Below are 12,626 nucleotides of genomic sequence, written 5' to 3' on the forward strand. Positions count from 1 at the left end.
GGCTGATGACCCAAGAGCCATCAGCCATTTTTTGGAGCCGATTTTGAAAAAATCGACTCCCTACAGCATTACTTAAGTGTAACTGTAGCACCAGCTTCTTCAAGCTTCTTCTTAAGTTCTTCGCCTTCTTCTTTAGAAACGCCTTCTTTAAGAACTGCAGGAGCGCCTTCAACAAGATCTTTCGCTTCTTTAAGACCAAGACCAGTTGCTTCACGAACTGCTTTAATTACAGCAACTTTGTTCGCGCCGAAAGAAGTCAACTCAACGTTGAATTCAGTTTGTTCTTCAGCAGCAGCAGCAGCGCCTGGAGCAGCAGCAACAGCAACAGCAGCAGCAGATACGTTAAATTTCTCTTCGAAAGCAGAGATTAATTCAACAAGTTCAAGAACAGTTTTTTCAGCAACTGCGTTTAAGATTTCTTCGTTTGTTAAAGCCATGAGAATAACTCCAAATGGATATTGAATGGTGTGAAAATAGGATTAAGCCGCTTCTGACTCGTTTTTCTCTTTGAGCGCTGTAATAAGGCGACCCAATTTCGAAATAGGAGCTTGAAGAACAGACGCGAGCATAGTAAGCGCTTTTTCTTGGTTCGGAAGGTTTGCAATTACGCTAACGTCAGCACCTTGATAAACCTTACCGTCAAATGCGGCAGCTTTAAGTTCAAATGCTTTGTTAGTTTTCGCAAATTCTTCGAACAAGCGTGCAGCTGCACCCATGTCATCTTCAGAAGTTGAGAAACCGAGAATGGTTGGGCCAACAAGATTGTCATTTAAGATATCGAATTGAGTACCTTCTAATGCGCGCTTAGCCAAAGTGTTACGTACGATACGCGTTGTAACACCCAACTTACGAGCTTCAACACGAAGTTGTGTCAACTGCTCTACGCTTGAACCTTGATAGTTAGCCACAACAACAGAAAACGCTTTAGAAGCAACTTCGCTTACTTCTGCAACGATCTGTTTTTTGCCTTCGATAAGAAGAGCCATTGTAAAACCTCCTAACGGTGATTTATGCACCTATACAGGCACACTCCCAATTCGTAAGCCTTTCGACTTACACGTGGAGGAGGAACAAATCACACCACCACGTCTACTCAGACTGGATTTTTAAGAAAAGTGTCCGAAAACACTTCTCGCCTGAGGTCTTTGACGCTGATAAATATTCATTTACCAATTCAAAGTTTGCCTAAGTTCGCAAAATACGACAGCGCGTTTCTTACGTAAAAATCAAAGCAGCACTTTGATTTTTGCTCAGGGCTTTAAAATTCTGTCTAATTACTTAGAAACGTTGTTTACGTCAACAGTAAGACCTGGGCCCATAGTAGAGCTTAAAGTGATCTTCTTAACGTATACACCTTTAGAAGTTGCAGGTTTTAAACGTTTTAAATCTGCAATTAAAGTCTCAACGTTTTGACGTACAGCTTCTTCGCTAAAGCCAAGTTGACCGATTGCAGCGTGGATGATACCCGCTTTGTCTACACGGTAACGTGCCTGACCAGATTTAGCATTTTTAACTGCATTAGCAACATCTGGAGTCACTGTACCCACTTTAGGGTTTGGCATTAAGCCACGTGGACCAAGAATTGTACCTAACTTACCAACAACGCGCATTGCATCAGGAGCAGCAATAACCACGTCGAAATCAAGATTTCCACCTTGAATGCTTTCAGCAAGGTCATCAAATCCAACAACATCTGCACCTGCTTCTTTTGCAGCTTCAGCAGCAGCACCTTGAGCAAATACTGCTACACGTACAGTTTTACCTGTACCTGCAGGTAAAGTCGTCGCACCACGAACAACTTGATCAGATTTACGTGGATCAACACCAAGGTTTACAGAGATGTCTAATGATTCTTTGAACTTCGCAGCTGGAAGGCTGTTAAGAACTTGTACTGCTTCTTCCAAAGTATAAACTTTGTTTGCTTCTACAGCAGCAGCAATGGCTTTTTGACGTTTAGTTAACTTTGCCATGTCTTATAGCTCCACTTCCAAGCCCATAGAACGTGCAGAACCAGCAATGGTACGCACACGAGCGTCTAAATCAGCACCAGTTAAATCTGGTTCTTTAGTCGTCGCAATTTCTTCTAATTGAGCACGAGTCAACTTACCAACTTTAGTTTTGTTAGGTACAGAAGAACCCTTTTGAATACCAGCAGCTTTCTTAAGAAGAATAGATGCAGGTGGAGTTTTCATGATGAATGTGAACGACTTATCGTTGTACACAGTGATCACGACAGGAATTGGCAAGCCAACTTCAAGTTTTTGTGTAGCAGCATTGAATTCTTTACAGAATGCCATGATGTTTACACCACGTTGACCTAAAGCAGGACCAATTGGTGGAGATGGATTTGCTTTACCAGCTGGAACTTGCAGCTTGATATAGCCGTCAATCTTCTTAGCCATTGAAAATTACCTCTGGGTACAAACGCCGTCAGGCTCCCCAAAAAATTAAACAACACCGAAGTGTTAGAACAACAATGCCCGATCAAATCGGGCGCTTACCAACCAACTCAAATTAAATCGTTTTTTCGACTTGTCGAAACTCGAGTTCAACTTGCGTTGGTCGATTAAATACATTGATCGTCAACGTTAAACGTGACTTTTCGTATTGCACTTCCTCCACGACCCCTTTAAAGTCAGTGAACGGACCATCAACCACGAGTAATTCTTCACCAGGCTCAAACATTGTCTTAGGACGAGGTGCTTCACCTGTATTACGTACACGCGCAAGAATTGCATCAGCTTCACGTTGAGAAATTGGTGCTGGTTTTTCTGGTGTACCACCAATAAAACCTAGAACCTTTGGACACTCTTTAACGATGTGCCAAGTATCATCATTCATTTCCATTTCAACTAATACATAGCCAGGAAAGAATTTACGCTCAGACTTGCGCTTCTTACCATCCTTCATTTCTACTACTTCTTCAGTAGGAACAAGGACTTCACCAAAACTATCAGCAACAGTGCTGCGCTGGATTCGGTCATTAAGTGAACGCATCACTTGTTTTTCAAAACCAGAATAGGCATGAATAATATACCAACGTTTCATCGCACTCTTACCCGATAATTAACCTAATAAACCAACCTAACCCGTAATCGAAACACCATAAAACCAATGATGCAACAACCACAACCAAAAGTACCTGCCACGATGTCGTGATCGTCTCTTGTTTTGTTGGCCAAGTCACTCGACGCAGTTCAATTCGCGCATCTTGCAACAAACGCACAAAGCCTTTGCCTTGATGGGTGGCGTATAATAAACCTAAAGCGACGACGACACAAGCCAAAATTACCCCAACGCGCACCCAAATATCATTTGCAGGTGCCCAATAGGCTGGTAAATGTTGATTTACCAATGCTGAACCAACTAACAAAACAATTGCAATTAACCACAAGACAATATCAAGTGGAGAATTTGCATTTATAACTTCTGCAGCATTATTTCTTTGAGGGATTGGCGCGTCGCTTAATGCGTCACGCGATTTATCATTCGACATTTTTTTACTCGTCGTAGAATTCGCGAATTATTATATGACAACTTAGCCAGAATTAAGCTTTTTTATTTAAAAAAAGTGGCAGGCCAGGAGGGACTCGAACCCCCAACATTCGGTTTTGGAGACCGACGCTCTACCAATTGAACTACTAGCCTATGAAGCAAATCGAAAGCCGAAGCTTTCGATTTGAATGCAATATAATATTGGGCTTATGCAGTTACTTTAGCAACAACACCAGCACCTACAGTACGACCACCTTCACGGATCGCAAAACGTAGACCTGGGTCCATTGCGATCGGGTGGATTAACTCTACTGACATTTCTACGTTGTCACCAGGCATTACCATTTCTACGCCATCTTGTAATTTGATCGCGCCAGTTACGTCAGTTGTACGGAAGTAGAACTGTGGACGGTAACCGTTAAGGAATGGAGTATGACGACCACCTTCTTCTTTAGAAAGTACATATACTTCTGCATCGAATTTAGTGTGTGGCTTGATTGTACCTGGTTTAGCAAGTACTTGACCACGTTGTACGTCTTCACGCTTAGTACCACGTAGAAGAACACCACAGTTCTCGCCCGCACGACCTTCGTCAAGAAGTTTACGGAACATTTCAACGCCAGTAACTGTAGTCGTTTGAGTATCACGGATACCAACGATTTCAACAGACTCACCAACTTTGATGATACCAGCTTCTACACGACCAGTTACTACTGTACCACGACCAGAGATAGAGAATACGTCTTCGATCGGCATCAAGAATGCTTTATCGATTGCACGCTCTGGTTCTGGGATGTAAGAGTCAAGCGCTTCAACAAGTGCAAGAACTGATTTCTCACCATATTCGCCATCATTGCCGTTCAATGCTTGAAGCGCTGAACCACGGATGATTGGAGTGTCATCACCTGGGAAGTCATAAGTAGAAAGAAGTTCACGAACTTCCATTTCTACTAATTCAAGTAATTCTTCATCATCAACAAGGTCACACTTGTTTAAGAATACGATGATGTAAGGTACACCAACCTGACGTGAAAGAAGGATGTGTTCACGAGTTTGTGGCATTGGACCATCAGTCGCAGCACACACAAGGATCGCGCCGTCCATCTGAGCAGCACCCGTAATCATGTTTTTAACATAATCGGCGTGGCCCGGGCAGTCTACGTGAGCGTAGTGACGGATTGGAGAATCGTATTCTACGTGTGAAGTATTAATTGTAATACCACGTGCTTTTTCTTCAGGAGCTGAGTCGATTTGTGAGTAATCTTTCGCTTCACCGCCGTAAGTTTTTGCACAGATCGTTGCAATCGCAGCAGTTAAAGTTGTTTTACCATGGTCAACGTGACCAATTGTACCCACGTTTACGTGTGGTTTATTACGTTCAAACTTAGCCTTAGCCATTTGATTTTCCTCGTTTACGTCGACACCAGTTTAGAGAAAAACAACCCTGAAAAACTTTCTTTATCGACATTCGCCTAAAAAACTAGACACCCAATACTTGAAAAGCAGACTATAATAGTCTGCTTCTTTAAAAATTTTGTAGAAATTCTACTAAGCTGTATATCTGGAGCTCTTATCGAGATTTGAACTCGAGACCTCTCCCTTACCAAGGGAGTGCTCTACCACTGAGCTATAAGAGCGACATCTTCGATGGAGCGGGAGACGAGGATCGAACTCGCGACATGCAGCTTGGAAGGCTGCCACTCTACCAACTGAGTTACTCCCGCATGTTGGTACTTACCACTTCAATCGAAGTTAGATGGTGGTGAGAGAAGGATTCGAACCTTCGAAACTTTCGTAGCAGAGTTACAGTCTGCCCCCTTTGGCCGCTCGGGAATCTCACCATATCACACTTACACAGTGCTGTTCTTTACGCTATACTACCGCACTTTAAGATGGTGCCGGCACACGGATTCGAACTGTGGACCTACTGATTACAAGTCAGTTGCTCTACCAACTGAGCTATGCCGGCTCTTTCTTAGTGTTTCGTACGTTTCGTATCGGAACGGTGTGCAGTTTAGCAAAACTCTGAATCGATGCAAGTGGTTTTTTCAAAAAAACCGTTAAAAACTCATAAAATCAATCCGTTTGATGATAATTCAACCGCTTTGATCACTGCGCGAGCTTTTATTTGGGTTTCATTCCACTCTGATTCAGGGTTTGAGTCTGCAACTAAGCCTGCCCCTGCCTGTACATAGACCTTTTTATCACGAATCACACAGGTACGAATCGCAATCGACATGTCCATTTCACCATGCCAGCCTAAATAACCTACAGCACCACCAAATACACCACGTTTAACTGGCTCTACTTCATCAATAATTTCCATAGCGCGGATTTTTGGCGCGCCTGAAAGGGTTCCAGCAGGAAAGGTTGCTTTAAACACATCTAAAGCATCCACGTCATCACGTACTTCACCCTGCACATTAGACACGATATGCATGACGTGAGAATAACGCTCAATCACCATACGATCAGTCACTTGCACTTTACCAATTTTAGAAACGCGACCAACATCATTGCGACCCAAATCGATTAGCATGAGATGCTCAGCAATCTCTTTTTCATCTGCGAGTAAATCTTGTTCCAAGGCAAGATCTTCTTCCTTGGTTTTACCACGTGGTCGTGTTCCAGCCAAAGGACGTACTGTTGCAATACCATTTTCTAAGCGTGAAAGAATTTCTGGCGAAGAACCCACGATATGAAATGGCTTTTGATCTGTGAGCGTTTGTCCTTGCACCAGAAATAAATACGGCGATGGATTGAGATGGCGTAATGCACGATAAACTTGTAAAGCCTCACCATCAAAGTCAGACACCATACGTTGACCAGGCACAACCTGCATCACATCGCCTGCACGGATATACTCTTTTACTTTCTCAACGGTTTCTAGAAACTTTTCTTTACCCGTAATGGATTCGAAATGTGGCGCAGTATGAGGTTTCGCTTGTAAGCTGACAGGCGTAGCGAGCAACTGTTCAAGTTGATCCAACTTCTGCTGAGCCGTCTTATAGGCATCAGGCTGACTCGAATCTGCGTGATGAATTAAAAACAAAGTGTCCTTTAAATTATCAAACACAATCACGGTTTGAGACAACATTAACCAAAGATCTGGCAACGTCACAGGATCAGCCGTGGGAACGTTTCTAAGTTTTGGTTCGATATAACGTACCGCGTCATACCCCAAATACCCAACCAAGCCACCAGTAAAACTTGGTAACTCAGGCAATTCAACTTGGGTTGGCACTTTAAATTGACTTTGAAAATCACGGATATACTGAAATGGATCAGCGCAGTCTTGCTGACGAAGCGAGCCATCAGCTTGCTGAATGGTCAATACACCTGCATTACAGGAAAAAACAATCGACTCCCCTAAACCAATCATTGAATAGCGCGCCCAATTCTCACCCCCTTCAACAGACTCAAAGAGATAAGCTTGTTTTTGTTCTTTAAAACGTGCAAAAACAGAAAGTGGGGTTTCTGTATCGGCTAAACGTTGGCGATACACTGGAATGGTGTTATAGCCTGCTGATTTTAATTGCTCAAATTGTACTAAGGTCGTCATGAATCTTCTCTATGGTTTTAATTTCTGTGCGTTTTTTCTGTAGTGCCTTCTCAAGCCCGCCATCGAAAAACCATAACAAACTTCATGCTTGTCTCCTGACTAAATCATCTTCTATCAATTCTGCCAAACTATCGACCACTTGCTGTGGCTGACAGTCATAGATACTTTCCCCATGATTATAGCCATAGCTGACCACAATACAATCAATACCTGCACGTCTAGCGGCTTCCACATCATTACTCGAATCACCGATCATCAAAGCTTGTGACGCTGTAATATTTTGTTGCTGCATACAGTGTAGTAAAGGCAAAGGGTGAGGTTTACGTTCAGCTAAACTATCACCACCAACCACCATCTTAAAATATGGGCTTAACTGCAAAATATCGAGGATACCTTGCGCTAAATGCTCTGGTTTGTTAGTTACGCAAGCCATCGTAATATTATGCTGTTGGCAGTAATCCAAAAATGGTAAAACACCTTCATATACGTTGGTGTTTACACATAATTCTTGTTCATAAATCTCAACAAAAGTATCAAGCAATTGCTTCTGCTGCTGGGCATCAATCTGCCCAAACAAATGCTCCAAGACAGTCTCACATAGTTTAGCCGCACCTTTGCCTACCCAAGCTCGAATCTGCACCTCTGTTACCAATGGTAATGCCAGTTTTTCCAAACTTAGATTCATTGCTCGATATAAATCAGCCGCCGAGTCCACAAGCGTCCCATCTAAATCAAATAAAATTAAACTTCGTTGTTGTAACTGAGCAACAGACATAGATTTCGACTCAAGAAATAAAAAGGCACGCCCATATGAGCATGCCTTGATTGTAAAAGGTTAATATAATTATTTAAAGAATAACCAAGCAATCACAGCTAAAATGATGAGTACAACAATTGAAATCAAACCAATCGATGCATTTTTTTGCTGTTCAATTTCTTGTTGAACACGAGAAATAGGTTCTTCAATCGCAATCGGCTGCTGTTCAGCAGCAGCATGAACATCAATACCTTCAGGAATTGGTGCTGGTTTTGGAATTCCAACTTGTTGTGGCATACCATCTCGATTAATCGAAGTCTCCGCAGCTCGCTCTGCAAGCGTTGGCATACCCGCATCGTGATTCGTTGCCGCTACTGGCTCAACTTCAATTTCAGGTAAATCAGCCTTATAACGCTCAGGAGCAAGAATCATAAATATAAAATTGGCAAACTGGAGCATATCCCCATCATGCAATTCTATTTCCTGTTCCTGCTCAACACGCTCACCATTCACAAATGTTCCATTTGTAGACTTTAAATCTTTTACCCAAACATGGTCATCTCTAAACAGTAATGCAGCATGTTTTCGTGAAATGTCCTTGAGCTGCAACAAAATTTCAGCGTCCTGATCCCGCCCCACCAGCATGTCACGCTCAATACTAATCTCTTGCCCTGTAAATTCACCTGTAATGGCTTGTAATTTCCAAGTCATAGATGTTTATCCTTATCATCATTTCTTTCAATCATAACATTGTGACATAAGCGCTTCTGTGCATCTACTGTGAAGACGCAGGACGAATCGTCGTGGTTGTCACTGTATGTTTACTGCGTTCAGTTGCTTTGGCTGGAAGCTGCACCGTTTTTCGTTGTATTTGAGGCTCAACTACAACGACAGGCTTTGTGATAACCACAGCCTCTTTTTGTGTTGTTGTTGGAACTTTTTGGTATGGTGAGCTACTTACCGCAGGTTGTGGGCGATAAATATCCGCAACATTTTCAGGTAATTTTGCAAAATTACCATTTTTATCCATAGACAATTGGAGACTGTATAGCTGGTTATAACGTTGTTGAGATATACGTTGCACATCCTCAGCATCACCCACTATGGTTGGATGGATAAATACAAGTAAATTACGTTTTTCATTGCCACGACTATCTGAACGGAACAAACGACCAAGATAAGGAATATCCCCAAGAACAGGCAAACTTTGACGACTAACATCTGTCTGATCGGTAACCAAACCACCCAACACGACTGTTTGCCCATGATCTGCGAGGACTGAAGTTTTAATCGCTCGTTTACTTGTCACCAAGTCAGCAGCCTGACCCTTACTATTTTCAACGTTTGAAACTTCTTGCTCCACTTCAAGTCGAACAGAACCACCTTCACCGATATGAGGGATCACCTTTAAAGTAACACCCACATCTTTACGCTCAACAGTTGTGTAAGGATTCACCGTACTGTTTCCAGTCGTCGCAACTGACCCTGTTACAAATGGAACATTCTGCCCTACGACAATATACGCTTCTTCATTATCCATTGTCACGATGGATGGTGTAGACAATAAATTTGATTTTTTATTTTCTTTTAGCGCTTGGATGAGAGCACCATATAATTTACGAGAGCCATTCGCACCTTCTTTGTAGTCACCCAAAATAATAGATGAACCCGTACCAAGTGCTGAACCAACGCCAGCCGCCCCACCTGTTAGATAACCTGCTGCGAGCTTAGAAATACTAGAGCCAACATTCGAAAAGTTAATTAACCCAACACCGCTATTTAGATCACCTAATGCCCATTGCACACCAAGTTGATCAGCATCACTACCTACAATTTCAATAATGGCAGCCTCAATCAAGACTTGCTGACGTCGAGTATCTAACTGCTGAATGGCTGCCTCAATTTCACGCATCAATTGCGGATCAGCTTTAACAACCAAAGCATTTTGAGTGCTATCTGCAATAATACTCACACCAGCACTATTAAAGCTTGTAACACCACTATTTTGGCTATTATTGCTGGTATTGTTTAGGTTAATTGATGAAGTAGAAATTGACGATGAACCTGTCGATGAACCCGAATTTTGGTTATTTGAAACTAGATTGCTAATTGAGTTTGGTTTACTAGCACTAGTATTTGATGAGGACGAAACTGACTGTCCTGTGACTAAACCTTGTAGAATTTCAGCTAAGTTCTTGGCACTCGCATATTTTAAACGGAATACTTTCAAACCACCCAAGCGATCTGCCGATGGAACATCGAGCATTTCAATCATCTGGCGTAAACGTTTGCGTGAATCAGGATCACCCTTAATTAAAATACGATTGGTTCGATTATCTGCAATAATTCGCACACGCGAACCAATAAAATCTTTCGAGGCACCTGTGGCACTCATGGTTTCGAGTAAACCAATAACTTCTTCAGCCTGACTTGATTGCAAACTGATCGCTTCAATATCATTTTGCCCTGTACCATCCAAATTACGGATAATATTTTCAAGTTGATAAATATTCGTCGCACGATCTGAAACGATCAAAGCATTGGTGCCAGCCACAGCAGCCAAATGTGCAAATTGCGGCATTAATGGTCGTAACGCAGGAATCAAATCATTTGGGTTCGTGTTTTGCAACCAAATGACACGAGTAACAATTTGATCCCCACCTGCACGACTTCGAGCATCGTAAGGAATTCCTGAGTTTTTAGCATTGCTATCAGGAACTAACTTGACCGTATTACCTGATGGAAGTGCAACCACACCATTAACATTCAACACACCTAAAAATAGGTCATATACCTCATCTTTATTGAGCGGTTTATTGGAAATAACAGTAACGTTCCCGCGCACACGAGGATCAACTGCAAAGTTCTTACCCGTAATATCAGCGACTTCATTAATAAATGCCGTTAAATCCGCATCACGTAGATTAATCTTCCATGTTTGTGCTTGCACATTGGTACTGATGGTCGCAACCAAAGGTGCGGCAGCAAGTAGTGCCCAAAGTGGACGTTGATGATTCAAGAAAGCCATAACCTGCACTTATTCCTAACTAATGTGATGACGTGTTATCACTAAAAACTTTGTTGTATGGTCATCACTTGATCACCACGTTTTATTTCTATTTTGGCATGTCCTTCACGACGTACTTGCTCTAATAATTGCACTTCGCTAAGACCCTGCCCGACTGTCTGACCGTTGATCGATAGAATACGATCACCAGACCGCAAACCCAAGGTATTTTTTAAATTCGTTGGTGTTCGATCTGAGATTTCGTAACCGTCTGAACCACCACTCACTCCCATATTTTTTAAATACTGCTCACGATTTTCCTGCATTTGTTGGATGGCTTGTCCCAGCGCAGATTGTGATGAGTTTTGAGCAGGCGCAGATGTTTGAGGTGTTGCAGCTTGAGGGTTTAATACAGGGGCAATTGGCTGGTATAAACCATTATCTAAACCCTTAAATTTAACTTCTCGTGTTGCACCATTATCCTGCTTCAGAATGACATGGTCCCAATACACTTCCGCCAGTTGATAGGAAGTTGAACCAATGGTTTCACCAACACGATAACGTTCAGCAGTATCGTTTAATTTAATAACCGCCGATGACAAATAGCTTGGATAACCCAACAATACGCCCTGCAACTCCACATTGACATTATCTTGTGCTGTCGTAGTAGCAGGTTCATTAAATAGTGCAAAAGAACTAATATTAGGAACTTGCGCCTGTTGTGAACCCAATGCAACACGATCAAACTGCATCGGCTGAGGTGGCGCCACAACCAACCAGAATAAAGAAGCTAACTTCCAACATAACCATAAAATGAGTAAAGCTAGGATAAAAGCACTTGTTTTATCGAATTGCTGCCAACGAAACTGCTGTAGTTTTTGTGCTATTGTTTTCATTAAAAACCACCTTGCAACAATGGTTGGCGAGAACTAATCACGTAAGTGTCGAGTCCCGCTTTACCTTGATAAGATGGTACATTTAATAACATCCGCTGTGTCAATTGAACATCGAGCATAAGATTCGGGTCTAAACTTAGATTCGCCATTTTCTGACTTTGCTGATCCCGAACATCTATTTGCAATTGCCCATTTTCATCTTTCATTTCCGCAGTCAATGAAGGCATACTCATACGATCTTGGCGTTGGCCAAAGGTATAATTCAACTCACCACCACCCCAGTGCCATTTACCTTCAGTTGCAGTAAAGCCTTTTTCTTTTTGATAATTAAATTGTACATCTTTAAGTTGAATTGAATTCTCAGGCCATTGCCAATTGGCAAAATACTTTAAAGTCTCTGGTGCAATTTCACCTTGCAAATCTTTGATCAAAATCTTTTGACCTAAACCGTAACCCAAAATACCATTAAATTGGGTATTCCCGCTGTGAATATCGAGATTTGCGCCAAGACGCAACATTAATAAATCTAAAGGACGGGTTTTCCAATGTACAGAACCACGTAACTGACCTTTTTGCCAATCCGCTTGTCCCTGCCAAATATTGCCGCTAACATTATGTAAGATTTGATTATCTTTAGAAAATTTCGCAATTAACCATGTTGCTGGAATTTGTAAAATAATAAAAATTAAAAATGCAAAAATGGTGAAAACCCACCACTTCCATTGTTTGGTATTTTTCTTCATTCCACCCTTACCAAATGCACAAATTATCATCCTTTTAGAGACACTCGCCCCTGAATGACATTATGCATACTTTTTCAACATCGCCAATTCTCTCATATAAAAAAACCAAGCTTTTTAAGCTTGGCTTTAATGAAGCATAGAATCATCGTATGACAGAACGATGACG

General features: G+C 41.9%; 13 protein-coding genes and 5 tRNA genes. All 18 read right to left on the bottom strand.

All coding sequences use genetic code 11. The features are described from left to right. Nucleotides 1-68: 68 nt before the first annotated feature. The gene (rplL, locus tag F908_RS13615) at nucleotides 69-437 is read right to left on the bottom strand and encodes a 50S ribosomal protein L7/L12 (protein WP_004656287.1); all 369 of its coding nucleotides are present in this window, start codon (nucleotides 435-437) and stop codon (nucleotides 69-71) included. Between the two features lie 42 nt (nucleotides 438-479). After that, entirely contained in the window at nucleotides 480-986 is a 507-nt protein-coding gene (gene rplJ / locus F908_RS13620; RefSeq protein ID WP_005163057.1) for a 50S ribosomal protein L10, read from the bottom strand. A gap of 288 nt (nucleotides 987-1,274) precedes the next feature. Continuing rightward, nucleotides 1,275-1,970 carry a 50S ribosomal protein L1 gene (gene rplA / locus F908_RS13625; protein ID WP_005163060.1) on the bottom strand — a complete coding sequence of 232 codons (696 nt, stop codon included), beginning with the start codon at nucleotides 1,968-1,970 and terminating at the stop codon, nucleotides 1,275-1,277. 3 nt (nucleotides 1,971-1,973) lie between these two features. Then, on the bottom strand, nucleotides 1,974-2,402 hold the full coding sequence (gene rplK, locus F908_RS13630; RefSeq protein WP_004637639.1) for a 50S ribosomal protein L11: 429 nt from the start codon (nucleotides 2,400-2,402) through the stop codon (nucleotides 1,974-1,976). Nucleotides 2,403-2,514: 112 nt separating this feature from the next. After that, nucleotides 2,515-3,048, bottom strand: coding sequence for a transcription termination/antitermination protein NusG (gene nusG / locus F908_RS13635; RefSeq protein WP_004659359.1), 534 nt, complete (start codon nucleotides 3,046-3,048; stop codon nucleotides 2,515-2,517). A gap of 7 nt (nucleotides 3,049-3,055) precedes the next feature. After that, nucleotides 3,056-3,496, bottom strand: coding sequence for a preprotein translocase subunit SecE (secE, locus tag F908_RS13640; protein ID WP_005163063.1), 441 nt, complete (start codon nucleotides 3,494-3,496; stop codon nucleotides 3,056-3,058). Between the two features lie 76 nt (nucleotides 3,497-3,572). Further along, nucleotides 3,573-3,648 (bottom strand) — tRNA-Trp (locus F908_RS13645). Nucleotides 3,649-3,702: 54 nt separating this feature from the next. Continuing rightward, a complete protein-coding gene (gene tuf, locus F908_RS13650; RefSeq protein ID WP_004680739.1) occupies nucleotides 3,703-4,893 on the bottom strand; it encodes an elongation factor Tu in 1,191 nt (396 codons plus the stop codon). Nucleotides 4,894-5,057: 164 nt separating this feature from the next. Continuing rightward, nucleotides 5,058-5,132 (bottom strand) — tRNA-Thr (locus tag F908_RS13655). An 11-nt stretch (nucleotides 5,133-5,143) separates the two neighbouring features. Next, nucleotides 5,144-5,219 (bottom strand) — tRNA-Gly (locus F908_RS13660). A gap of 33 nt (nucleotides 5,220-5,252) precedes the next feature. Continuing rightward, nucleotides 5,253-5,336, bottom strand: a tRNA-Tyr gene (locus F908_RS13665). Nucleotides 5,337-5,388: 52 nt separating this feature from the next. Continuing rightward, nucleotides 5,389-5,464, bottom strand: a tRNA-Thr gene (locus F908_RS13670). 99 nt (nucleotides 5,465-5,563) lie between these two features. Then, on the bottom strand, nucleotides 5,564-7,057 hold the full coding sequence (trpE, locus tag F908_RS13675) for an anthranilate synthase component I (RefSeq protein ID WP_005163064.1): 1,494 nt from the start codon (nucleotides 7,055-7,057) through the stop codon (nucleotides 5,564-5,566). An 82-nt stretch (nucleotides 7,058-7,139) separates the two neighbouring features. Next, entirely contained in the window at nucleotides 7,140-7,832 is a 693-nt protein-coding gene (locus F908_RS13680) for a phosphoglycolate phosphatase (protein WP_005163066.1), read from the bottom strand. Nucleotides 7,833-7,901: 69 nt separating this feature from the next. Continuing rightward, nucleotides 7,902-8,525 carry an FHA domain-containing protein gene (locus tag F908_RS13685; RefSeq protein WP_005163069.1) on the bottom strand — a complete coding sequence of 208 codons (624 nt, stop codon included), beginning with the start codon at nucleotides 8,523-8,525 and terminating at the stop codon, nucleotides 7,902-7,904. Between the two features lie 64 nt (nucleotides 8,526-8,589). Further along, entirely contained in the window at nucleotides 8,590-10,842 is a 2,253-nt protein-coding gene (gene gspD / locus F908_RS13690) for a type II secretion system secretin GspD (protein WP_005163072.1), read from the bottom strand. 41 nt (nucleotides 10,843-10,883) lie between these two features. Beyond that, nucleotides 10,884-11,717 (bottom strand): type II secretion system protein N, encoded by an 834-nt coding sequence (locus tag F908_RS13695; RefSeq protein ID WP_005163074.1) that lies wholly within the window; start codon nucleotides 11,715-11,717, stop codon nucleotides 10,884-10,886. After that, nucleotides 11,717-12,460, bottom strand: coding sequence for a type II secretion system protein N (gene gspN / locus F908_RS13700; protein ID WP_005163076.1), 744 nt, complete (start codon nucleotides 12,458-12,460; stop codon nucleotides 11,717-11,719). The genes F908_RS13695 and gspN overlap by 1 nt, the downstream gene beginning before the upstream one ends. Nucleotides 12,461-12,626 lie beyond the last annotated feature (166 nt).

This window comes from Acinetobacter sp. NIPH 284, from assembly GCF_000369425.1.
In the GTDB taxonomy this organism is placed as follows: Bacteria; Pseudomonadota; Gammaproteobacteria; order Pseudomonadales; family Moraxellaceae; genus Acinetobacter.